The 22,960-nt window shown below is 46.5% G+C and carries 22 protein-coding genes; 4 read left to right on the forward strand and 18 right to left on the reverse strand.

Annotated elements, in window-relative coordinates; all coding sequences use genetic code 11:
- Positions 1–3 precede the first annotated feature (3 nt).
- Positions 4–840, forward strand: a complete 837-nt coding sequence (gene bmrR, locus AC07VD_RS15440; RefSeq protein ID WP_003230325.1) for a multidrug efflux transcriptional regulator BmrR — start codon at positions 4–6, stop codon at positions 838–840.
- A gap of 54 nt (positions 841–894) precedes the next feature.
- Here the strand turns inward: bmrR and bfmBB are convergent, their stop codons facing one another.
- The 8 genes from bfmBB to AC07VD_RS15480 form a co-directional block, all read right to left on the reverse strand.
- Positions 895–2,169, reverse strand: a complete 1,275-nt coding sequence (gene bfmBB, locus AC07VD_RS15445; protein WP_014480211.1) for a branched-chain alpha-keto dehydrogenase complex dihydrolipoyllysine-residue (2-methylpropanoyl)transferase — start codon at positions 2,167–2,169, stop codon at positions 895–897.
- 22 nt (positions 2,170–2,191) lie between these two features.
- The gene (gene bfmBAB, locus AC07VD_RS15450) at positions 2,192–3,175 is read right to left on the reverse strand and encodes a 3-methyl-2-oxobutanoate dehydrogenase subunit beta (protein ID WP_004398638.1); all 984 of its coding nucleotides are present in this window, start codon (positions 3,173–3,175) and stop codon (positions 2,192–2,194) included.
- Positions 3,176–3,188: 13 nt separating this feature from the next.
- On the reverse strand, positions 3,189–4,181 hold the full coding sequence (gene bfmBAA / locus AC07VD_RS15455) for a 3-methyl-2-oxobutanoate dehydrogenase subunit alpha (protein ID WP_004398565.1): 993 nt from the start codon (positions 4,179–4,181) through the stop codon (positions 3,189–3,191).
- Between the two features lie 21 nt (positions 4,182–4,202).
- Positions 4,203–5,627: a dihydrolipoyl dehydrogenase gene (gene lpdA, locus AC07VD_RS15460; protein WP_029726740.1), complete on the reverse strand. Its 1,425-nt coding sequence runs from the start codon at positions 5,625–5,627 to the stop codon at positions 4,203–4,205.
- Positions 5,628–5,647: 20 nt separating this feature from the next.
- Entirely contained in the window at positions 5,648–6,739 is a 1,092-nt protein-coding gene (gene buk / locus AC07VD_RS15465) for a butyrate kinase (RefSeq protein WP_003230311.1), read from the reverse strand.
- 18 nt (positions 6,740–6,757) lie between these two features.
- Entirely contained in the window at positions 6,758–7,852 is a 1,095-nt protein-coding gene (bcd, locus tag AC07VD_RS15470; protein ID WP_003230309.1) for a branched-chain amino acid dehydrogenase, read from the reverse strand.
- 11 nt (positions 7,853–7,863) lie between these two features.
- Positions 7,864–8,763, reverse strand: a complete 900-nt coding sequence (gene yqiS / locus AC07VD_RS15475; protein ID WP_017696446.1) for a phosphate butyryltransferase — start codon at positions 8,761–8,763, stop codon at positions 7,864–7,866.
- 124 nt (positions 8,764–8,887) lie between these two features.
- A complete protein-coding gene (locus AC07VD_RS15480) occupies positions 8,888–10,966 on the reverse strand; it encodes a sigma-54 interaction domain-containing protein (RefSeq protein WP_029946442.1) in 2,079 nt (692 codons plus the stop codon).
- 152 nt (positions 10,967–11,118) lie between these two features.
- Here AC07VD_RS15480 and AC07VD_RS15485 point away from each other — a divergent pair, with 152 nt between their 5' ends.
- The gene (locus tag AC07VD_RS15485; RefSeq protein WP_003230304.1) at positions 11,119–11,355 is read left to right on the forward strand and encodes a DUF2627 domain-containing protein; all 237 of its coding nucleotides are present in this window, start codon (positions 11,119–11,121) and stop codon (positions 11,353–11,355) included.
- A gap of 42 nt (positions 11,356–11,397) precedes the next feature.
- Here AC07VD_RS15485 and prpB read toward each other — a convergent pair whose 3' ends face one another.
- The 9 genes from prpB to yqiH form a co-directional block, all read right to left on the reverse strand.
- Positions 11,398–12,303, reverse strand: a complete 906-nt coding sequence (gene prpB, locus AC07VD_RS15490; protein ID WP_128738007.1) for a methylisocitrate lyase — start codon at positions 12,301–12,303, stop codon at positions 11,398–11,400.
- 16 nt (positions 12,304–12,319) lie between these two features.
- On the reverse strand, positions 12,320–13,738 hold the full coding sequence (locus tag AC07VD_RS15495; protein WP_015251743.1) for a bifunctional 2-methylcitrate dehydratase/aconitate hydratase: 1,419 nt from the start codon (positions 13,736–13,738) through the stop codon (positions 12,320–12,322).
- 14 nt (positions 13,739–13,752) lie between these two features.
- Positions 13,753–14,871, reverse strand: coding sequence for a citrate synthase (mmgD, locus tag AC07VD_RS15500; RefSeq protein WP_029946103.1), 1,119 nt, complete (start codon positions 14,869–14,871; stop codon positions 13,753–13,755).
- Positions 14,872–14,904: 33 nt separating this feature from the next.
- On the reverse strand, positions 14,905–16,044 hold the full coding sequence (locus AC07VD_RS15505) for an acyl-CoA dehydrogenase (protein WP_029946102.1): 1,140 nt from the start codon (positions 16,042–16,044) through the stop codon (positions 14,905–14,907).
- A 27-nt stretch (positions 16,045–16,071) separates the two neighbouring features.
- Positions 16,072–16,935 (reverse strand): 3-hydroxybutyryl-CoA dehydrogenase, encoded by an 864-nt coding sequence (locus tag AC07VD_RS15510; RefSeq protein ID WP_130572547.1) that lies wholly within the window; start codon positions 16,933–16,935, stop codon positions 16,072–16,074.
- Positions 16,936–16,959: 24 nt separating this feature from the next.
- A complete protein-coding gene (locus tag AC07VD_RS15515; protein WP_160831733.1) occupies positions 16,960–18,141 on the reverse strand; it encodes an acetyl-CoA C-acetyltransferase in 1,182 nt (393 codons plus the stop codon).
- Between the two features lie 119 nt (positions 18,142–18,260).
- Positions 18,261–18,998: a glycerophosphodiester phosphodiesterase gene (locus AC07VD_RS15520; RefSeq protein WP_160831732.1), complete on the reverse strand. Its 738-nt coding sequence runs from the start codon at positions 18,996–18,998 to the stop codon at positions 18,261–18,263.
- A 78-nt stretch (positions 18,999–19,076) separates the two neighbouring features.
- Positions 19,077–19,697, reverse strand: a complete 621-nt coding sequence (locus tag AC07VD_RS15525; protein WP_010886565.1) for an N-acetylmuramoyl-L-alanine amidase family protein — start codon at positions 19,695–19,697, stop codon at positions 19,077–19,079.
- A gap of 19 nt (positions 19,698–19,716) precedes the next feature.
- A complete protein-coding gene (yqiH, locus tag AC07VD_RS15530) occupies positions 19,717–20,013 on the reverse strand; it encodes a lipoprotein YqiH (protein ID WP_014480225.1) in 297 nt (98 codons plus the stop codon).
- Between the two features lie 307 nt (positions 20,014–20,320).
- Between yqiH and AC07VD_RS15535 the strand changes: the two genes are divergently transcribed.
- Positions 20,321–20,473, forward strand: coding sequence for a hypothetical protein (locus AC07VD_RS15535; protein WP_014480226.1), 153 nt, complete (start codon positions 20,321–20,323; stop codon positions 20,471–20,473).
- 72 nt (positions 20,474–20,545) lie between these two features.
- Positions 20,546–21,664, forward strand: coding sequence for an NADH-dependent flavin oxidoreductase (locus tag AC07VD_RS15540; protein WP_017696437.1), 1,119 nt, complete (start codon positions 20,546–20,548; stop codon positions 21,662–21,664).
- A 463-nt stretch (positions 21,665–22,127) separates the two neighbouring features.
- On the opposite strand, the gene spo0A is transcribed toward AC07VD_RS15540, so the two are convergent.
- Complete coding sequence (gene spo0A / locus AC07VD_RS15545; RefSeq protein WP_003226427.1) at positions 22,128–22,931, reverse strand: sporulation transcription factor Spo0A; 804 nt, start codon at positions 22,929–22,931, stop codon at positions 22,128–22,130.
- Positions 22,932–22,960: the final 29 nt, after the last annotated feature.

Raw genomic sequence — 22,960 nt, forward strand, 5'->3', positions numbered from 1 at the left:
GGCATGAAGGAATCGTATTACTCAATTGGGGAAGTTTCAAAACTGGCAAATGTATCGATTAAAGCGCTCCGTTATTACGATAAAATTGATTTATTTAAACCCGCCTACGTCGACCCGGATACCAGCTACCGCTATTATACAGATTCTCAGCTCATTCATCTGGATTTGATCAAATCATTGAAATATATCGGCACACCTTTAGAAGAGATGAAAAAAGCACAGGACTTAGAGATGGAAGAACTGTTTGCTTTTTATACAGAGCAGGAGAGGCAAATCAGGGAGAAATTAGACTTTTTATCAGCACTGGAGCAAACCATTTCATTGGTGAAAAAGCGGATGAAACGGCAGATGGAATATCCCGCGCTCGGTGAGGTTTTTGTTTTAGATGAAGAAGAAATACGGATTATTCAGACAGAGGCAGAAGGAATCGGGCCTGAAAACGTGCTCAACGCCTCCTACAGCAAATTAAAAAAATTTATCGAGTCAGCAGATGGATTTACGAACAATAGCTACGGCGCTACTTTCTCTTTTCAGCCCTACACCAGCATTGATGAAATGACTTACCGTCATATTTTCACGCCTGTATTGACGAATAAACAGATTTCATCAATTACGCCGGATATGGAAATCACAACAATCCCTAAAGGGAGGTATGCGTGTATCGCGTATAATTTTTCGCCTGAACATTATTTTCTCAACTTACAGAAGCTTATCAAGTATATCGCAGACCGCCAATTAACAGTTGTCAGTGATGTATACGAGTTAATCATACCGATTCATTACTCCCCGAAAAAACAAGAAGAATATCGTGTCGAAATGAAAATACGAATCGCTGAATAATAGAAAAAGAGCATTTTTTGAAACAAAACTTCAAAAAATGCTCTTTTTGCTTATTTAGTAAACAGATGTCTTCTCATCAATCGATTCTAAAATTTGTTTCACACGTCCCAGGAATCGTCCGCACACGAGACCGTCAAGCACTCTGTGATCTAAGGACAGACACAGATTAACCATGTCTCTGACAGCAATCATGCCATTGTCCATGACAACCGGGCGTTTGACGATGGATTCTACTTGAAGTATCGCAGCCTGAGGGTAGTTGATAATGCCCATCGACTGAACAGAGCCGAACGAACCTGTGTTGTTGACGGTAAACGTGCCTCCCTGCATGTCATCTGCAGTGAGTTTTCCGTCTCTTACTTTTTTAGCTAGGCCGGTAATGTCTTTCGCAATGCCTTTAATTGTTTTTTCATCAGCGTTTTTAATCACCGGAACAAATAAAGAATCCTCTGTGGCAACTGCAATTGAAATATTGATATCCTTTTTCTGAATAATTTTGTCGCCCGCCCACATGCTATTCATTTGTGGGAATTCTTTTAACGCCTGAGCGACCGCTTTTACAAAAAAGGCGAAGAACGTTAAATTAAAGCCCTCTGTCTTCTTAAAGGAATCTTTTATACTGTTGCGATATGCAACCATATTTGTGACGTCGACTTCCATCATCGTCCAAGCATGCGGAATTTCTGTTTTGCTTCGCTTCATATTGGAAGCAATTGCTTTTCTTACACCTGTGACAGGGATTTCTTTATCACCGGCTGCAGACGCAGGATATGACGTCTCTTCTTTTGGCTCAGGTTTTGATGCAGACTTCGGTGCAGGAGCTGCTGTTTTCGGCTCCTCAGCCTTCTGTTCTTGTACGCCGCCTGTTTCAATTAAACGCTGAATATCTTTTCGTGTGATGCGCCCGCCAGCACCTGTTCCTGTTACTTGATCGAGGTCAATGCCGTGCTCTCCGGCCAAACGGAGTACAGCTGGCGAGTAGCGCTTTTTATTGGGCTGATCAGCTGCTTCGGCACTTTTTGCAGCAGGCGTCTCAGCGGCTTTTGAAGCAGCTGGCTGTTCTTGTTTTTGTTCAGCCGGATTCGCGCCTTCTGTTTCAATTTTGCAAATCACTTCTCCGACTTGCAAGGTTTGGCCTTCTTCTCCCACAAGCTCTGTTATCGTACCAGTAAAAGAAGACGGAACCTCTGCATTTACCTTATCTGTCATGACTTCCGCGATTGGATCGTATTTGTTCACTTTATCACCGGGGGCGACAAGCCATTTGCTGATCGTCCCCTCTGTTACGCTTTCTCCAAGCTGCGGCATCGTCATTTGTTCAATTGCCATGATTTTATCCTCCCTTACGTCTTTAAAACTCCGCTAATTCTCTCATCGCCGCTTCCACTTTATCAGGGTTGACCATAAAGTATTTTTCCATTGTCGGCGCATAAGGCATAGCCGGAATATCAGGACCTGCAAGCCGTTTGATTGGCGCGTCTAAGTCGAACAGACAATGCTCGGATATAATTGCGGCTACTTCGCTCATGATGCTGCCTTCTTTTGTATCTTCTGTGACCAAAAGAACCTTTCCAGTTTTGGACGCAGCTTCGATGATGGCTTCTTTATCAAGCGGGTAAACTGTTCTTAAATCCACCACATGCGCTGAAATGCCATCTTTTTCGAGACGTTCTGCAGCTTGTAAGGCGAAGTGGACACACAGACCGTATGTGATCACTGTGATGTCGTCGCCTTCCCTTTTTACGTCCGCCTTGCCGATTGGCAGGACATAATCATCAGCCGGAACCTCTCCCTTTATCAGACGGTACGCCCGCTTGTGCTCAAAAAACAGCACTGGGTCTTCGTCACGAACTGCGGCTTTTAAAAGCCCTTTCGCGTCATATGGTGTTGATGGCATGACAATTTTCAGTCCGGGCTGGTTGGCGAAAATTGCTTCGACTGATTGAGAATGATACAGGGCTCCGTGCACGCCTCCGCCGTATGGCGCTCTGACGACAATCGGACAGCTCCAGTCATTGTTGCTGCGGTAGCGGATTTTAGCCGCTTCAGAAATAATTTGGTTGACTGCCGGCATAATGAAATCAGCAAACTGCATTTCAGCAATCGGTCTCATTCCGTACATTGCCGCTCCGATACCGACTCCTGCGATCGCAGATTCAGCAAGCGGCGTATCCATAACGCGCTCTTCCCCAAATTGTTCATAGAGTCCCGCTGTCGCTTTAAACACACCGCCTTTTCTTCCTACATCTTCCCCAAGGACGAAAACGCGAGAATCTCGTTCCATTTCTTCTTTCATCGCCAAATTGATTGCATCAATATATGACATTACTGACATTTGTTCTTCCTCCCTACTTCGCATACACATAATCAAGCGCTGACTCAGGAGCTGCATATGGGGCGTTCTCCGCTTCATCCGTCGCTTCATTTACGATTGCCATAATTTCATCCAGCATGGTTTGTTCTATCTCATCGGACAACAGGCCTGTTTCCTTTAAGTAAGCTTGATAAGTAAGCAGGGGATCACTTTTTTTCGCTTCCTCTACTTCTTCACGGCCTCTGTAGCTGCTGTCATCGTCATCACTGGAATGTGGTGTAAGGCGGTAAGAAATCGTTTCAATTAATGTCGGGCCTTCTCCTCTGCGTGCTCTTTCGCGTGCTTCTTTAACCGCTTGATAAACTTCCAGCGGATCATTTCCATTCACAGTTACGCCAGGCATCCCATAGCCTATGGCACGGTCGGAAATGTTCTCACATGCGACTTGCTTATCGTAAGGCACTGAGATTGCGTATTTGTTGTTTTCACACATAAAAATAACCGGCAGCTTATGGACAGCGGCAAAGTTTGCCCCTTCATGGAAATCGCCTTGGTTTGAAGACCCTTCCCCGAATGTAACAAAGGCTGCGATATCCTTTTTCTCCATACGTCCCGCAAGCGCAATACCGACTGCGTGCGGCACTTGCGTTGTAACCGGAGATGATCCCGTCACAATGCGGTTTTTCTTTTGTCCGAAATGTCCTGGCATCTGGCGGCCTCCTGAGTTCGGATCTGCTGCTTTTGCAAACCCGGACATCATTAAGTCCTTTGCTGTCATGCCAAACGCGAGCACGACACCCATGTCTCTGTAGTACGGCAATACATAATCCATTTCACGGTCAAGTGCGAAAGCCGCTCCTACCTGTGCTGCCTCCTGTCCTTGACAAGAGATTACAAATGGAATTTTGCCAGAACGGTTTAACAGCCACATTCTTTCATCGATTTTTCTTGCTAACAGCATGGTTCTATACATATCAACGGCTTCCTGATCAGTCAGCCCTAGTGCTTGATGTCGGTTTGTACTCATTCAAGCCCCTCCTTTATGCTTTTAAAAATGAATGGCTTTGCCATCTGCGGCAAGCGCTGCTTCTCCAATTGCTTCAGAAAGCGTTGGATGCGGGTGAATCGTTTGCCCGACCTCCCACGGCGTTGCGTCCAGCACTTTGGCAAGACCCGCTTCAGAAATCATGTCGGTGACATGCGGGCCGATCATATGAACGCCGAGAATATCATCTGTATCTCGGTCCGCCACGATTTTGACAAAACCGTCGCTTTCACCGTATACAAGCGCTTTTCCAATCGCCATAAATGGGAACTTGCCGATTTTGACATTATGCCCGTTCGCCTTTGCTTCGTCTTCGGTTAAGCCGACACTGGCAGCTTCAGGGCTTGAGTAAATGCACTTCGGCACAAGCGTCGGATCAAGCGGATGCGGATTGAGACCTGCAAAATGCTCAACAGCAATAATTCCCTCATGTGAAGCAACATGAGCTAACTGCAGGCCACCGATTACGTCTCCGATTGCATAAATATGAGATTCCTTCGTTTGGCAGCTTTCATTGACTGAAATCATGCCATTTTCAGTAACAATATCGGTGTTCTCTAGGCCGATGCCTTCGATATTTGCCTGTCTGCCGATGGAAACAAGCATTTTCTCAGCAGAGTAGGTAACGGTTTCTCCGTCTTTTTCCGCTTGTATGCTGATATCGTCTGATGTTTTTGTCACTGTGTCAGGCAGCACTTTTGCCCCTGTTATGAACTGGATGCCTTTTTTCTTAAGAAGACTTTCCATTTCTTTTGAAATCTCTAGATCTTCAGTCGGCAATATGCGATCCGCGTATTCAATAACTGTTACCTTCACGCCAAAATCATGGAGCATAGACGCCCATTCGATACCGATAACCCCTCCGCCGACAATGATGATTGATTGTGGCAGCTCCTCCATTTGGAGCGCCTCATCTGAAGTCAGTACAGACTTACCGTCCGCTTCAAGACCCGGAAGCATTCTCGGTCTTGATCCTGTTGCAATGATCACTTGTTTCGGGATCAGCATGTCATTTTCTTCGCCATTTCCCCGCTCAACCGAAATTGTTCCCGGCAGCGGAGAGAAGATTGACGGTCCAAGGATACGTCCATATCCGGTGTACACGTCAATTTTTCCTTTTTTCATTAAATGATTTACACCCGCTGCAAGCTTATCAACAACGGCTTGCTTACGCTGCTGCACTTTTTCAAAGTTGAGGGACACGCCAGCCGTTTCCACTCCGAATTGATCGGCTTCACGAGCTGTCCGGTATACCTCTGCGCTTCTAAGCAGCGCTTTACTCGGGATACAGCCTTTATGCAGACATGTTCCCCCGAGTTTTTCCTTTTCCACAACGGCTGTTTTTAAGCCGAGCTGAGCGGCTCTGATGGCCGCAACATAACCGCCGGTACCGCCGCCCAGAATGACTACGTCATACTCAGTTGCCATGGTGACTCACTCCTGTCTGTCTATTCAATACGATATTGTTTGGATTGCTCTTCGCCCTGCAATACTCTTAGCGCCCCTTGGGCAAGAGACTGCAGTTCATTTTCACCCGGATAGACTAAAACGTCTGAAATCCAATCTATGTATGATCTGATAGCAGAAACAAAGCTTTTTCCGTACGCAAGGCCTCCCGTCAGCACAATCGCTTCAACTTCGCCTTTTAACGCCGCGCTGGCTGCCCCGATTTCCTTTGCTACCTGATATGCCATGGCATCATAAATGAAGCGGGCTTTTTCATCGCCCCCTTGAATCATCTGTTCCACTTTTACTGCATCATTTGTACCGAGATAGCCTAAAAGTCCGCCGGTGCCAACAAGCTTTTTCATGATTTCTTCTTTTGTATATTCCCCTGAAAAACATAGATCAACAAGATCTCCCGCAGGCACTGTTCCTGCTCGTTCAGGACTGAATGGTCCCTCGCCGTGCAGGCCGTTATTGACATCCACCACTCGCCCGCGGTCATGGACGCCAATTGTAATACCTCCGCCCATATGGGTAATAATCATTTTCATGTTCTCATATCGTTTGCCAAGAGAGGCTGCCGCTTTACGAGCGACAGCTTTTTGGTTTAACGCATGGAAAATGCTTTTCCGTTCAATTTCAGGCATGCCTGAAACTTTCGCAAGCACTGACATTTCGTCTACGACAACAGGGTCGACGATATACGAAGGGATATTCAGGCCGTCAGCGATTTCCCGCGCGATAATGCCGCCGAGATTAGAAGCATGCTGACCGGCGTAGCCGCTTTTCAAATCCTCAATCATCTCATCATTCACTACGTAGGTCCCGCCTTCAATTGGCCGGAGAAGGCCGCCTCTTGCGCAGACTGCATCAAACTTTGAAATATTGATTCCCTGTTCATGAAGCGTTTCGAGAATATGGTTTTTACGAAATTCATACTGATCAATAATTCGGTCAAATCGCTGCAGCTCTTCTATGTTGTGTCTCAATGTTTTTTCAAAAATGCTTCTTTCGTTATGAAAAACACCGATTTTCGTTGAAGTTGAGCCTGGATTAATTGTGAGAATGCGTTTTTCGTCATGTAGCACTTTCATAACCTCCAGATCAATTTCTTAACGTCTGCTTAATACACTGTGGCCGTTTTGCAAAAACTGGCTTCTTGAGCGGCGCATGCGTTCAATCCGTTCCTCTGCTAAGCGGTCAGCCGCTAAATATGCAGGAATGCCGTCACGCTGAGAAATCTCAAGTACACGCTCGATATTGCCGTAAATGCCTTCAACTTTTTTCAATGCACGTTCTGCATTATAGCCGTAAAGCTCATCTGCCACGTTGATGACACCGCCCGCGTTAATCACGTAATCCGGTGCATAAACGATGCCCATTTCGTGAATTTGATCACCATGGCGTGTCTCTTTTAATTGGTTGTTAGCCGCACCTGCGATCACTTTCGCCTTCAGCTGTTTAATGGTATCGTCGTTAATAGTCGCACCAAGGGCACACGGCGCATAAATATCGCAGTCTTGTGAATAAATGTCATCAGGATCTACCGCACGGGCGCCAAAATCTTCAACTGCACGCTGTACAGATTGTTTGTTGATATCCGTAACGATTAAGTTTGCTCCTTCTTCATGCAGGTGGCGGCAAAGGTTATAGGCTACGTTCCCAACACCCTGTACAGCAATGGTTTTCCCTTCAAGAGAGTCGGTTCCGAAAGCAGCTTTAGCTGCTGCCTTCATTCCTCTGTACACCCCGTACGCTGTGACTGGGGACGGATTTCCAGAAGAGCCGAAAGCAGGAGAAATCCCTGTGACATAGTCTGTCTCATCATGAATGATATCCATATCCTCGACCGTTGTACCCACATCTTCAGCCGTGATGTATCTGCCATTCAGCCCTTGAATATAGCGGCCAAACGCGCGGAACATTTCCTCATTTTTGTCTTTGCGCGGATCGCCGATAATGACTGTTTTTCCGCCGCCAAGGTTTAAGCCTGCCGCCGCGTTCTTATAGGTCATGCCTCTTGCCAATCTGAGCGCATCTTCAATTGCCGCTTCTTCATTTTCATATGTCCACATTCTCGTTCCGCCAAGCGCCGGACCAAGCGTTGTATCATGAATCGCGATAATCGCTTTTAATCCAGATTGTTCATCCTGGCAGAATACCAATTGTTCGTAATCGTATTTCTCCATATATTTAAAAAGTTCCATGTTCGTTCCTCCTAATGTGTGTATTCTTCAGATGCGCATATTGCCAGCGCAATGGAATACAGTTTATTTTCAGCAGAGTCCGCTCTGCTTGTTAAGGCAATCGGTGCTTTGGCTCCTGTAATGACAGCCGCCACGCTGGCCTTGGCAAAATAAATCAGTGATTTATATAAAATATTGCCGGCCTCAATTGTTGGGACGAGAAGGATATCAGCGTTGCCCGCTACGTCTCCCGAAATTTTTTTCTGGGCCGCGGCAATTTGTGAAACTGCGTTATCCAAAGCAAGCGGTCCATCAACAATGCAGCCTTTGATCTGGCCCCTTTTGTACATTTGAGCTAAAGCAGCTGCATTCACGGTCGCTTCCATTTTAGGGTTCACCGTTTCGACCGCTGCAAGGGCAGCTGCTTTTGGCATATTGTTCCCCACTGCATGGGCCACATGAACGGCATTTTGCAAAATCTGCCGGAGCTCTTCCAGCGAAGGAGCAATATTCATTGCCGAATCTGTCACAAACATCAGCCGGTCAAAATCCGGTATATCGAAGACAGCCACGTGGGAAAGGACACTTGCTGACCGAAGCCCCTCCTGTCTGTTCAATACCGCTTTAAGCAAAACAGAAGTCGGCACATTGCCTTTCATTAAAACGTCCGCTGTTTTATGATGCACAGCACGAACCGCTAATTTCGCCGATTCCTCAGGAGTATCGGCATGGACGATTTCCACTTGATGCCCTTGCATGGATGATGTCAGCTCGTTCAGTTTTGTGCTGTCGCCCGTTAACAAGAAACGGGCGGATAGGTGCTCGGCTGCCAGCTTTACAGCCCGGATCACTTCCTCATCCTCAGCATGAGCAACCGCAATGGTCTTATTTTTGTGTATCGACGCTTTGCCGATTAAATCTTTCAGCTTCATCTGTTACCACCTTTCTTGTTTCGACTCCGCCTTTTATTATGCAAGTTCCATGCCAGCTCTTAAGGGTGCTGTCATACCAGGTATATTGAAACATTCGTGCAGATGTTTGCGTTTATTCTGCAAATTATTGCATGCCTTCATTTGCAAGGCCATATTTATCCATTTTGTAATATAAGTTCCGAATGCTGACACCGAGAGCTTTTGCTGTTTTTGTCCGGTTAAAATGATGCTTTTCAAGCGTTTGCTGGATCAAATGTGCTTCAAATTTTTCTACTGCGACAGACAGCTTTTCGCCTTCAATATCCGGAAAATCAAAACCTGTTCCCTGGTCTGTGTCATTTTCTTTTTGCTCAAGTTCGAATACAGGCAAGTGATCTTTTTCAATCCATTCCATATGCGGATTCAGAAAAATCATGGCTCGTCCAAGGACATTTTCAAGCTCCCGGACATTCCCAGGCCAATGGTAGGCAGATAAGGCGCGCAAGGCTTGCTGTGAGAGCCCTTTTACATTCCTGCCGTAATCCCGGTTGATCTTTTGGATAAGTCTGACGCTCAGTGCTTCAATGTCCTCCAACCGCTGACGCAAAGGCGGGATGGAGATCGGATAGCGGTTGATCCGGTAATACAGGTCTTCCCGGAACGTTCCGTCCGCCATCGCCTTTTCAATATTTACATTTGTCGCCGCGATCACTCTGACGTTGACAGGGATCGCTTTCGTGCCGCCCACTCTGACGATTTCCTTTTCTTGAAGGACGCGTAGCAATTTGGCCTGCATATTTTGTGTCAGCTCACCGATTTCATCTAAGAAAATACTGCCGTTATTTGCTTCCTCAAATAAACCCTTTTTACCGCCGCGCTTCGCTCCTGAAAACGCGCCATCCTCATAGCCGAACAATTCTGATTCGAGCAGGTTTTCAGAAAGGGCTGCACAATTCACGCGAATAAATTTATTGTATTTCCGGTCACTTTCGTTATGGATGGCATGGGCGAACAGTTCTTTTCCTGTTCCTGATTCCCCGCGCAGCAAGATGGTTGCCGGTGTTTTCGCACCGAGCTTCGCCTGCTCAAGCGCAACCAGCATTTGCTCGCTTTTGCCGATAATGTCGTCAAACGTGTATTTCGCTTCAAGCGTGCGAATAATTTGTCTGGCGCGATTAAGCTCCGCTGTCAGCATTTTAATTTCGGAAACATCGTGAATCACGCCGACGCTGCCTTTCAAAATCCCGTCCACAATCACCGGTGCTACATTAACGATGACCTCTTTTTCATTCGGGCCGACCTTCATTCTGACACCGCGAACAGGACGTCTTGTTTCAAGCACCTTTAAATGCATGCTTTCGCCTTCGGAAATATCAGTGTTTGCAGGCTTGCCGATGACTTCTTTTTCAGAAAGCCCCGTCATTTTCGTATACGCTTTATTGATTAGCAGGCCGATGCCGTTTTCATCAACGACAGAAATCGCCTCATCGGAGGATTGAATAATTGCCTCCAGCATCGTACGGACCTGCTTTAAGTTGGTCACTTCCTCTGCCAGCTCGACCGCATCAGTGATATCTTTAAACACACAAAGAGCCCCGAGCAGACGTCCGCCTTCATCAATAATCGGCAGCCTTGTAGTCACAATTTGCAAATGATCGCCTAACAGCTGCTTCTGGTTGTATTCAGGCACTCTTGTTTTTAAGATCCGCGGCATCTTAGTGCTCGGAATCACTTCTTTTATTGGGCGCCCAATGACTTCCTCACGTTTTTTCCCAACCATTTTTTCGGCCATATGGTTAAAGAGAATGATTTCTTCATTGATATCAATAAAAATCATTCCATCATGGGTCGAATTAAAAATTCTGTCATATTTATAGGTTTGCTCTTTTAGCATTTGAATCAGGTGCTGCTTTTCTTCCATCAGCTGAAAAACGATGTATGCCATTTTTCCCGGCATGACAATGGTATCTTCATGCTTTCTTTGAAGGAGCTCGTCAAACACGGCTTGATCGCCGGTGGTATGAATGACGATATCCGGTTGTTGTTGTATGTAAGGTTTCCAATCAGATGAAACGGCAATCCCATACTGTTCTGCTTCTTTCAATCCCGGCGCCTCGGGGTCTTTGTCAACTACGGCAATGATATCTATGATGGCTGTTTTAATCAGAATATGTAATAACGCCGTTCCCCTTTTGCCGGCACCTACTATCAGTACCTTTTGCATCCCGATACCCCTTTGTATGAAAAAATTTGCACACCTATTTATTCCGTTGCAATAATTTGCACAACCCTATGTTACCACGTTTTCTTCTCTTGACAAAATATTTTTTCCGCTGGACAATAAAGGAAATGAAAAGATAAAGGGGTTTTCTGAAGATGAGCCGACTTCTTGCGCTTTTAATATTAGTCATCCCCGGGGCTATTTCTGCTTTAGGCATTAAACTGATGAGAGATACACTTTTCGGCCATACAATCAAGCCATTTTCAGCTCTTTGGCTCCAAGGGTTGTCAGGATTCATCTTTTTTGCGATCGGCCTCTATGTGCTGGCCGGGTTCATTTTATACAGAGACAGAAAACGCAATCAAGTCAGCCCGCGATTCAGAAAACGATAGCTGCAAAAAAGCCGGAGAATGCTCCGGCTTTTTTTTGTTGCATTATTCGTCAGGCAAAACGGTCTTGGCAATCGTTTTGTCTAACGCTTCATAGTCATAATAAGAAATCGTATCGTACAGTTCTTTTCGTGTCTGCATATCATGAAGTCCTTCTTTTTGTGAGCCGTGCTCCTTTATCAAACCAAACATCCGCTCATAAGCTTTTGCCGCCGCTCGAAGCGAGGTGACAGGATATATCACCATGTGAAACCCCATATCTTCGAATTCATCGGCACGATAATATGGCGTTTTCCCAAATTCAGTCATATTCGCAAGGAGCGGAACGGAGATACGCTCAGCAAACTGGCGGAATTCATTCTCCGCCTGTAGCGCTTCCGGGAAAATTGCGTCCGCCCCCGCCTCAATGTAAGCCTCTGAACGTTTTATTGCGGCATCAAGCCCTTCCTGCGCCCTGGCATCAGAACGGGCAACAACAATAAGGGAGGGAGCCGCTTGTTTAATGGCTTTTATTTTTTGCGCCATTTCCTTTATCGGAACTAGCTGTTTGCCATTTAAATGTCCGCATTTTTTTGGGAGCTGCTGGTCTTCTATTTGAACGGCTGCTACCCTGGCTTCAAGCATCTCCCGGGCTGTTCGGGCGGCATTTAAGACACCGCCAAATCCCGTATCGATATCCACAAGCAGAGGCAGATCAGCTGCACGCACAAGATCTTTGGCCCGTTCAGCTATCTCTGCCGATGTGATGATCCCTAGATCAGGCAGCCCCCTGCTAGCTGTATAGGCAGCACCGGACAAATAAATAGCAGAAAAACCGGCTTCTTTCGCAAGCAAAGCGGCCATCCCGTCATGGGCGCCGGGAATTTGAAGAATGTCCGGTGCTGACATCAGCTTGCGGAAACGCCCGGCAAGCTCCTCTTGTGACGATTGCTTATTGACGATCCACGACATGAAACAAATCCCCCTTTTACATGCAGAACATGTCTACGAATTCATTTACGCGCATCGTTTGTAATGTCTCATAGCTGGTACAGCGCTCATAAATGTGTTTGTGCTGTTTATCAGGAAAATGGGTTTTGAGATTGTCAGAAAACTTTTCAAGCAGTTTCGGCACTGCTTCCTCTCTTCGAAAACGATGGCCGAGGGGAAACTCACATTCCACCATTTCCGTGCTCGTTCCGTCTTTAAAATGAACCTGAACGGCATTTGAGATGGAACGTTTATCAGGTTTCAAATAATCCTCGGTATATGTTTTATTTTCAGTCACTTCCATTTTATCACGAAGTTTATCTATTCTCGGATCACTCGCTGTTTCAGCTTCATAATGCTGTGCGGTGATATCACCAAAAAGCAAACCGATTGCTGTAATGTATTGGAGACAGTGATCACGGTCTGCCGGATTATGGAGCGGGCCTTTTTTATCAATGATTCGGATAGCGGATTCATGCGTTCTGATGACAACACGGTCAATCTCGTCAATCCGGTTCTTTACCTGCGGGTGAAGAATGACGGCGCACTCCGCCGCTGTCTGGGCGTGAAATTCCGCAGGATAAGACACTTTAAATAACACATTTTCCATGACATAAGCGTCGAGCGGACGGGCAAGCTTGATCTCTTTCTTATTGAATAAAACGTCTTGGAACCCCCAACCCGGTGCACTCAGGGCTGTCGGATAACCCATTTCCCCTTTTAACGACATCAGCGCCAAATGAACACCTCTGCTCGTTGCATCTCCTGCCGCCCATGATTTGCGTGAGCCCGTATTCGGTGAATGGCGGTATGTCCTCAATGCTGCATTGTCAATCCATGCATTCGAAAGCGCATTTTTGATTTCTTCTCTTCCGCCGCCCAAAAGCTTTGCCGCAACAGCAGTAGTCGCAACTTTGACAAACAGCACATGGTCAAGGCCAACTCGATTTAAGCTGTTTTCTAACGCCAGCACACCTTGGATCTCGTGTGCTTTGATCATCATCTCAAGTACGTCGCGTACTGTTAACGGCTCTTTTCCTTCAGACAGCCTCACTCTTGATACATAATCAGCAGCGGCAAGGATTCCTCCCAAGTTATCGGATGGATGCCCCCACTCCGCCGCCAGCCACGTATCGTTGTAATCGAGCCAGCGAATCATGCAGCCGATATTAAACGCTGCCCTCACAGGATCGAGAACATATGACGTTCCCGGCACTTTGCTTCCATTCGGCACAGTCGTTCCTGGAACAATCGGGCCAAGCAGCTTTGTGCATTCCGGATACCGCAGCGCCAAGATCCCGCAGCCCAGGGTATCCAGCAATACATGCCCCGCTGTTGTATACGCTTCGGCACTTGTAATCTCTTTTTCAAGCACATAGTCTGTGATTTCTTCGATAACACGATCTGTTTTCGGCATTCTACCAGCTCCTTTCATGATTTTGTTTGATATCGCGGGCCCATGTAACTGACACGGGGACGGAAGAGCCGATTATTGGCATGCTGTTCGATCACATGGGCGCATAAACCGGACGTTCTTGCGCTGAAAAAGATCGGCGTATATAAAGGAATCGGTATGCCGAGCATCCAATACACTGGGGCAGCATAGTAATCCAAATTCGGGTAAAGCCCTTTTTCCTTCTCCATCAGCCGCTCACCCGCTTCGCACATCTCATATAAACGATGGTCACCGGCTTTATCGCATAATTGCTGCAGTGCCTCTTTCATCATGAGTGCTCTCGGGTCCATTTTTTTCATATACACCCGGTGGCCGAAGCCCATGATTTTTTCTTTTCTTTTCAGTTTTGTTTGCAGAAGCTGCTCAAAATCAGATGTCGTTTTTGCCTCCAAAAGCAAATACATTACAGCTTCGTTTGCTCCTCCGTGAAGATTCCCTTTCAGGGAAGCGACAGCACCAGTCAAAGCCCCATAAAGATCTGAATGTGTAGATGCAATGACCCTGGCCGCAAAGGTTGAATTCGGCATCTCATGCTCACTGTACAGGACGAGCGACCGGTCAAAAATCTGTTCTTCCAATGAAGACGGCAATTTCCCTGTCATCATGTAGAGAAAATTCGCACTATAGGATAGGGTTTGAAGCGGAAGAATCGGTTCTTTCTTATTAATAATCCTGTAGCTGGCAGCAGTGAGGGCAGGCATTTTCCCAAGAAGCTGATAGGCGCGTTCTTTGTTTGCGGAAGGAGACCGATCATCAATTTGCCGATCATAGCCAGCAAGTGCCGACAGGCCGGTACGCAGGCTATCCATTGGATGAGTGCCCTCAGGGAGCAGCTCAAGCAGACGGAGATGATCAGCAGGCAGGCTTGAGGCACTGTTTATTTTACGTTCCAGCGTCTCCATTTCACTTTCTTCTGGCAGCCTGCCCTCCAGCAATAAATGGACAAGCTCCAGATAGCTTTTTGTTTCAGAAAGTTCTATTAAATCATAGCCTCGTATCAAAATCTGGCTGGACTGGGTGTCAAGATAAGAAATATGAGTTTCTGCCGCAATCACACCGTCCAACCCTGGAGAATATTGCTGTTTCTCCTCCATATCCTCAACCTCCGTTTTTGCGTTTTTTGTCTATCAGGTTCCGCCAAGCAAATACTTGGAAATAATCAGTCTTTGAATCTCATTCGTCCCTTCATAGATTTGCGTCACCTTTGCATCGCGAAGCAAGCGCTCAACCGGATAATCCTTCATATAGCCATATCCTCCATAAATTTGAACGGCGTCTAACGCCGCCTTCACGGCTGCATCGGAAGCAAATTGTTTAGCCATAGACGCTTCTTTTCCACAATTTAGGCCGCGGTTATGAAGGTCTGCGGCGTGGTAGACAAGATGCCTTGCCGCCTCTGCCCTAGTCGCCATGTCAGCCAGCTTAAATGATATGCCTTGATTGGCTGCAATCGGCCTTCCAAATTGCACTCGCTGCTTCGCATAATTAACGGCATGCTCAAGAGCCGCCTCTGCAATTCCAAGGGCCTGTGCCGCAATGCCGATCCGGCCGACATTTAAATTCGCCATCGCAATGTGAAAGCCATCACCCTCTTTGCCAAGCAAATTGGCTTCAGGCACTTCTGCATTATCAAAAATCAGTTCCGTAGTATTGGAGCCATAAAGCCCCAGCTTTCTTTCTTTTTTTCCAACGGTAAAACCGGGTGTGTTTTTTTCAACAATAAAAGCCGAAATCCCGTGCCTGCCTTGATCTGGAGCTGTTAAAGCAAATGTGATATAGATATCAGCTGCTCCGCCATTCGTTATGAATATTTTCGATCCGTTTAATAGATATTTGCCGTTCTTTTTGATTGCTGTTGTGCGGAGGCTCCCGGCATCCGACCCCGAGTGAGGCTCCGTTAGTGCAAATGCGCCCAAATGGTCTCCTGACGCGAGCTTTGGTATATATTTCATCTTCTGTTCTTCGTTGCCGAAATACAGAATCGGATTTGTGCCGACTGAGGTATGAACGGAGAGAATCACGCCGACAGCCGCGCTGATTCTAGAAATCTCATGAATTGCCAAAATATAAGAAACAACGTCCGCTCCGGCACCGCCGTATTGTTCCGGCACCGGTATTCCCATCAGGCCGTGTTCACCCATTTTTTTGATCAGCTGAAAGGGAAATTCGTCCGTTTTCTCCATGATTTCCGCAGCGGGAGCAATTTCTTTTCGTGCAAAATCACGCACCATTTTTCGCATCATGACTTGCTCTTGGGTTACATGCAACTCGGCCACCCCCGGATGGAATAGACTTCAGGAAGTCCTCTCCTCATAGTCATAAAAACCGCGTCCGCTCTTTTTGCCAAGCCAGCCTGCTTTGACATACTTGCGGAGCAGCGGGCATGGACGGTATTTGGAATCGCCAAGGCCTGAGTGAAGGACTTCCATAATTGATAAACACGTATCCAGTCCGATAAAATCCGCTAATGCAAGCGGACCCATCGGATGATTCATGCCCAGCTTCATCACTTCGTCTATTGCCTCCGGCTTCGCCACTCCCTCATACACGCAATAGATGGCTTCATTAATCATTGGAAGAAGCACACGGTTGGAAACAAACCCAGGAAAATCATTGACTTCTACCGCTGTTTTCCCCATCTTTTCCGCTAATGCCATAACATCTAAGGCCGTTTCTTCTGATGTAGCCAAGCCGGGAATCACTTCAACCAGCTTCATTACAGGGACGGGATTCATAAAATGCATGCCAATAACCCGTTGAGGCCGGTTTGTTACAGCAGCGATTTCTGTAATAGGCAAAGAAGATGTATTGCTGGCCAAAATCGTATGAGGCGGGCAAATGCGATCAAGTGTTTTAAACATCTCAGTTTTTGCCGCCATGTTTTCTGCGATAGCCTCAATCACAATGTCCGCATGCTCTGCCTCCTCAAGCGTTTGAGAAATCGAAATGCGGTTGATTACGCTCTTCACTTCCGTCTCGGTCCTTTTTCCTTTCTCAGCATCACGGGCCAGCTGTTTCTTCAGCCGTTTCAATCCTGCCTCCGCGGCCTCTGGATTCATATCATACATCCGCACATAAAAGCCCGCGTCGGCGGCTGTTTGAGCAATTCCGCTTCCCATCTGACCTGCGCCAGCTACCATGATTTGTTTGATTTCCATTCAAATCCCCTTTTTCATCATGTTTTAATGAACCTGCACTAAGACGGCGTCTCCCTGTGCTGCCCCGCTGCAAATAGCGGCAACGCCCAGACCCCCTCCCCGGCGCTTTAATTCATAAACAAGCGTCATGAGAATTCTCGCCCCGCTCGCGCCGATCGGGTGGCCGAGCGCGATCGCACCGCCATTCACATTTACTTTTTCAAGATCGAAACCTACGATTTTTTCACATGTCAAAACAACTGAAGCAAAAGCTTCATTTACTTCAAACAAGTCAATATCTTGGACAGTTAAACCGTTCTTTTTCAGGAGCTTGTTAATGGCAAACCCCGGCGCTGCCGCCAGCTCGTGCGCTGGCATTCCCGTAGTTGAAAAACCAAGAATTGTAGCCAGAGGCCGTTTGCCAAGCTCAGCAGCTTTTTCCTCAGACATCAGCACGAACGCGCCGGCTCCGTCATTGACCCCAGGAGCATTGCCGGCTGTGATAGAACCGTCACTTGCATAAATCGGAGCAAGTTTCGCGAGCTGATCCAGACTTGTGTCACGGCGAATCGCTTCATCTTTATCAACAACGTTTGGTTTTCCTTTTCGACCGATCCAGTTGACGGGAACAATTTCATCCTGAAACTTCCCTTCATCGGCTGCCTTAGCTGCCCTTGCATGACTTCTCAACGCCCATTCGTCCTGCTCTCTTCGTGAGACTGCATATTCCTTGGCAGCTGTATTTCCGTGAACAGCCATGTGCACCTCGTCAAATGCGCACGTTAATCCGTCATACACCATTAAGTCCCTAAGCTCGCCGTCCCCCATCCGTGCTCCCCAGCGCCCGGCGGGAACGGCATACGGAATATTGCTCATGCTTTCCATTCCCCCCGCAACAAGTATGTCCGCATCCTGCGCCCGAATCATTTGATCACATAAAGTGACAGCGCGAAGGCCGGAAGCACAGACTTTATTCAGTGTTTCTGACGGCACACTCCAAGGCATTCCCGCCAGACGGGCAGCTTGACGGGAAGGTATCTGCCCTGAGCCGGCCTGGACAACCATGCCCATGACGTTTCCTTCTACATCATCTCCGGAGACTCCAGCCCGTTGCAGCGCCTCCTTCATCACAATGCCCCCAAGCTCAGCAGCTTTCACCTCTTTCAATACTCCGCCAAATTTGCCAAATGGCGTTCTTGCAGCACTTACAATGACTGTTTTCCTCATGGTTTCACCTCATTCAGAAGATAGACAGCGCTTACAATTTCTAGTTGTCTTCTATGAATGTATGCTTTGAAACGGGCATGAATGAATGAAAAAAGAAGGCTGCGTCAAACAGCCTCCTTCTAACAACTATCATTTTTCAGCAATGCCACAGCCTTTGCAGGAAAGTCGGTAAACATGCCGTCCGCTCCCGCTTCAATGAGACGCTTCATATCTTCCGGACGATTGACTGTATACGGCCTTACCTTAATCGAACTGTTCCTCATTTTCTTCAGCACTTCATCTGTGACCCCTGGGCTGTTTAGCTTCGGGTGATAGCCGGAAGCCGGAATAGACGCGATATATCGATCTGCCTGATAAAGCACATCTGAAGTTAATACTGCCCGTTCAATATGCGGCGCAAGCCGGGCGCATAGCGCCAAGCTGTCATGATTAAAGGTGGATAGGATGACTCTCTCCTCTACATTGAATCGCTTCACTGCCTCCAGCACTTTTTCTTCCATTCCCTCATAGCGGATCACGCTGTTTTTTAATTCAATGTTGATGAGAAAATCCTTTTTTACCGCCCACGAGAGCACATCTTCTAGCAGCGGCACTTTTATATCGCTGTACGCTTGATCGTGACCAGCGGCCGCATTCGCAGTCTTTACCTCATCATAGGTTGTATCCTTCACGAATCCTTTAAGTGATGTCGTGCGATTAAGTCTTTCATCATGAATCACAACAATGCGTCCGTCTTTCGTCAGCTGTACATCAAGCTCTATCCCATCCGCTCCGGCTTCAATTCCTTTTTCAAATGCAAGCATTGTATTTTCGGGAAATTGACCTGATGCCCCCCGGTGGGCAAAAATCTTTGTCATCGTTTCACCTCAAACCCTAAAGTTTTCTCCATTATACTTATTTTGTCGGCTCCACTCTAGGATTAAGGCTGTATCAATCTACTGATCATAATAAGAATCAATGCCGTTGACAATCGCATCTGCGGCCTTTTGCTGGTATTCTTCACTTCCCAGCTTGTCCGCATCAGAACTGTTAGTGATAAACCCAAGCTCCGCCAACACACTTGGCATTTGTGAATATGTAATGACGTAAAAGTCTGATTCTTTCACGCCCCTGTCTCTCGTTTGTAAGGATGAAACGAGCTGTGACTGAATATCGGATGCCAGACGCCGGCTGTTCTCCCCTTCATAATCAGATTGAAAATACGTTTCTGTTCCTGAAGCTGAAGCAACCCCTGAATTCACATGAATGCTGACAAAAAGGTCAGCCTGATTGGCACTTGCCTTAGCCACTCTTTCCTCCAAGGTCAGAAAATGATCGTCAGACCGGGATGCAACAGGATTGGCTCCCTCCTCTTTTAGTTTGTCTGTCACATGCTCTGAGACAGCCAAATTAATATCCTTTTCAAAGAGCCCGTTTCCGACCGCTCCACTGTCTTCACCGCCGTGTCCGGCATCAATATACACTGTTTTCCCTTCTATCGGCTCTGCTGCCTGTGCACAAGGCGCGAGCGTCAAAGCCAATCCGCACAGCGCCAAGCTCCTCCATAACATTCTCAACTTACTCCCTCCGGTCTTTTTATGACGAGTTCTTTCGCAGCTGAATATCTTCCAGCTGTAAAGTTCCATTATCCTTCTTTGTATATTTCACCAGGACATGTGTCTGATCTGGCAGTGATTCACATTCATCACGTTTATCCTTCGGAACTTGTATCATGGTTTCTTCTCCATTAAGAGACACCGCAATCGTATGAGGATCAGCCGAGCCAATGTATTTTCCCTCTTCGGTAAACCTTGGCACTGAGTCATCCGCACTTGCAACACTGCACCCCGAAAGAAAGAGCGCAGTAAACAGCAAAAGAACCGTTTGTTTCACATGACCACCTCTTCCTGATGTTTGGCTTTTATCTTTGACCAGAATGGCGAATTTGTAAAGACAACGCGAATGCAGGCGAGTAAGTTCCATGATTTTCAAAAGGGCTATACGACCCGATCATTTCCTGTTGTTAGAAAGATAACGAGCAGATTTGTCTATGAGGATGGCTCTAATTGAGGCGCCAATTAGAAAAAATTAGCGGAAAGAAGCAACTTTTTATTCATTTTAAAAAATTTGAGAATAGGGTGAGCAAATCGTTTGACGGGTGGGGCAGCCAAGCGTAACCTTTTAAAGGATATTTACTTTATTGAAAGAAGTTAAAGCCATGAAAAAATTCGTTCTGCTGCTGGCGGCAGCTGTCATCACATGCTCCATCGGCCACCAAATCAGCGGTGGCTACAAAGGCCCCGAAAAAGAGCGGCGAAAACATCACTCTGCACTCAAGATATTCAGTCGGTAAAGCAGATCAATTGCATTAATTTTTACATATAGGCTAGAATATGTGCGAATCCAAACGAAAGAAGATGATCAAATGAATCCTAAGTATAAGCCACTTTTTGAACCATTTACGTTTAAAAGCGGCGTCACAATTGACAACCGGATCGCAGTAGCACCAATGACTCATTACGCTTCTAATGAAGACGGTACAATATCTGAAGCGGAGCTTGACTACATCATCCCCCGTTCAAAAGAGATGGGAATGGTGATTACAGCCTGCGCAAATGTTACACCGGACGGAAAAGCATTCCCCGGGCAGCCGGCCATCCATGACGATTCCAACATTCCAGGTTTAAAAAAGTTAGCACAAGCCATTCAGGCACAAGGCGCTAAAGCCGTTGTGCAAATTCATCACGGCGGTATTGAGTGCCCGTCTGAGCTCGTTCCTCAACAGGATGTTGTGGGGCCAAGTGACGTGTTTGATAACGGCAAACAAATTGCTCGCGCATTAAAAGAAGAAGAAGTGGAAAACATTGTGAAGGCTTTTGGAGAAGCGACAAGACGCGCCATTGAAGCCGGCTTTGACGGTGTCGAAATTCACGGTGCAAACGGCTACTTAATTCAGCAGTTTTATTCTCCGAAAACCAATCAGCGCACGGATCGCTGGGGAGGAAGCGATGAAAAACGATTAGCCTTCCCGCTCGCTATTGTCGATGAAGTGAAAAAAGCCGCTTCAGAACATGCGAAGGGTGCGTTCTTAGTCGGCTACCGTCTGTCTCCGGAAGAACCTGAGACACCGGGATTGACAATGACTGAAACTTATACGCTTGTTGATGCTTTAGGGGATAAAGAATTGGATTATCTTCATATCTCACTGATGGACGTGAACTCAAAAGCGCGCCGCGGTGCAGATCCGACTCGCACACGCATGGACTTATTGAATGAACGTGTCGGAAACAAAGTGCCGCTGATCGCCGTCGGTTCCATCCATTCCGCTGATGACGCGCTTGCCGTCATCGAAAACGGTATTCCGCTAGTCGCTATGGGACGCGAAATTCTAGTTGACCCTGACTGGACGGTAAAAGTAAAAGAAGGCCGTGAAAAGCAAATCGAAACAGTGATCAAAGGCACAGATAAAGAAAAATATCATTTGCCTGAACCGCTATGGCAAGCAATTGTGAACACGCCAGGCTGGGTGCCTTATAAAGATTAATGTGCAAAGACTGCCGAAACGATTCGGCAGTCTTTTTTCCCTTTATATAAATAGTTTGTGTACACATCTAAACAGCAAAAGAAAGAGCTCCCCACCTACTTCGAAAAGAAAATCCAGGAAAAACCCCTCACGCTTTCTTGCTTTTTTCTTTTTCATTCGTACGTCTCCTTTTTACATGAATACGCCTTACTTACGATTTTGCAGGAGAAAGGTTTCATTTTATAACGGACACATCTAGAGGATCATGCTTCGTGATCCTATAAGATGTATGAATGGACCAAGAATGCAGGTAATAACGCCATTAGCTTTCCTTACTTTTCAAACCTATCCTTTACTATACGCGGATACTTAATATTCTTCTCCCATACTAACAAATGTCCCCAAAACAAAACGCCTCCTATTTATCAGCGCAAACTAATAAATAAAAGACGTTTGATTTAATGACCACTTAATAAGCTCATGTTTAAGAAGCCTTATGTTCTAATCTCAGCTTATCCGCAACCATTGCAATGAATTCCGAATTTGTCGGTTTAGCTTTTGTCATGCTGACAGTATAGCCGAACAGCGAGGAAATGGAATCAATGTTTCCTCTGCTCCATGCCACTTCAATTGCATGGCGGATCGCTCTTTCTACACGGCTTGCGGTTGTGTTGAATTTTTTGGCGATGTCCGGATAGAGGACTTTTGTAATGCTGCCGAGCAATTCGATGTCATTGTATACCATTGAGATTGCTTCGCGCAGATAGAGATAGCCTTTAATATGGGCTGGGACGCCGATTTCATGGATAATGCTTGTGATGCTCGCGTCGAGATTTTTCTTCTTTGGTTCAGGCTGGCTGCTGCGTATAATACTGCTTTGCGATGATGGCGCACGATGCGTCACACTGCTGGCATTTCCGCTGACCTGGCGGATATGGCCGACAAGGTTTTCCATATCAAACGGTTTGAGAATAAAGTAGGACGCGCCTAAATCGACGGCCTTTTTCGTGACATCTTCCTGTCCAAAGGCTGTCAGCATAATGACATTCGGCTGTTTTTTCAGATCTGATTCCCTCAGCCTCTCTAAAACCGCAAGTCCGTCTAAATGCGGCATAATAATATCTAATACGAGCACATCGGGATCTTTTTCTTTAAACAGCGACAGGCATTCCTGTCCGTTATAAGCAACGCCGATCACTTCCATGTCTTCCTGTCCTTCTATATATTCACTTAACAGGCTTACCAGCTCTCGATTATCATCAGCAACACAAACTTTAATTTTCTCCACGTTTCTTCCTCCCCAAATGTAGTTAACAG

Source organism: Bacillus sp. GW821-FHT01G09 (genome assembly GCF_059422205.1).

Coding starts and splice junctions, on each gene's coding strand:
- bmrR (WP_003230325.1), top strand. CDS start 4: ATGAAGGAATCGTATTACTCAATTGGGGAAGTTTCAAAACTGGCAAAT.
- bfmBB (WP_014480211.1), bottom strand. CDS start 2,169: ATGGCAATTGAACAAATGACGATGCCGCAGCTTGGAGAAAGCGTAACA.
- bfmBAB (WP_004398638.1), bottom strand. CDS start 3,175: ATGTCAGTAATGTCATATATTGATGCAATCAATTTGGCGATGAAAGAA.
- bfmBAA (WP_004398565.1), bottom strand. CDS start 4,181: ATGAGTACAAACCGACATCAAGCACTAGGGCTGACTGATCAGGAAGCC.
- lpdA (WP_029726740.1), bottom strand. CDS start 5,627: ATGGCAACTGAGTATGACGTAGTCATTCTGGGCGGCGGTACCGGCGGT.
- buk (WP_003230311.1), bottom strand. CDS start 6,739: ATGAAAGTGCTACATGACGAAAAACGCATTCTCACAATTAATCCAGGC.
- bcd (WP_003230309.1), bottom strand. CDS start 7,852: ATGGAACTTTTTAAATATATGGAGAAATACGATTACGAACAATTGGTA.
- yqiS (WP_017696446.1), bottom strand. CDS start 8,763: ATGAAGCTGAAAGATTTAATCGGCAAAGCGTCGATACACAAAAATAAG.
- AC07VD_RS15480 (WP_029946442.1), bottom strand. CDS start 10,966: ATGCAAAAGGTACTGATAGTAGGTGCCGGCAAAAGGGGAACGGCGTTA.
- AC07VD_RS15485 (WP_003230304.1), top strand. CDS start 11,119: ATGAGCCGACTTCTTGCGCTTTTAATATTAGTCATCCCCGGGGCTATT.
- prpB (WP_128738007.1), bottom strand. CDS start 12,303: ATGTCGTGGATCGTCAATAAGCAATCGTCACAAGAGGAGCTTGCCGGG.
- AC07VD_RS15495 (WP_015251743.1), bottom strand. CDS start 13,738: ATGCCGAAAACAGATCGTGTTATCGAAGAAATCACAGACTATGTGCTT.
- mmgD (WP_029946103.1), bottom strand. CDS start 14,871: ATGGAGGAGAAACAGCAATATTCTCCAGGGTTGGACGGTGTGATTGCG.
- AC07VD_RS15510 (WP_130572547.1), bottom strand. CDS start 16,935: ATGGAAATCAAACAAATCATGGTAGCTGGCGCAGGTCAGATGGGAAGC.
- AC07VD_RS15515 (WP_160831733.1), bottom strand. CDS start 18,141: ATGAGGAAAACAGTCATTGTAAGTGCTGCAAGAACGCCATTTGGCAAA.
- AC07VD_RS15520 (WP_160831732.1), bottom strand. CDS start 18,998: ATGACAAAGATTTTTGCCCACCGGGGGGCATCAGGTCAATTTCCCGAA.
- AC07VD_RS15540 (WP_017696437.1), top strand. CDS start 20,546: ATGAATCCTAAGTATAAGCCACTTTTTGAACCATTTACGTTTAAAAGC.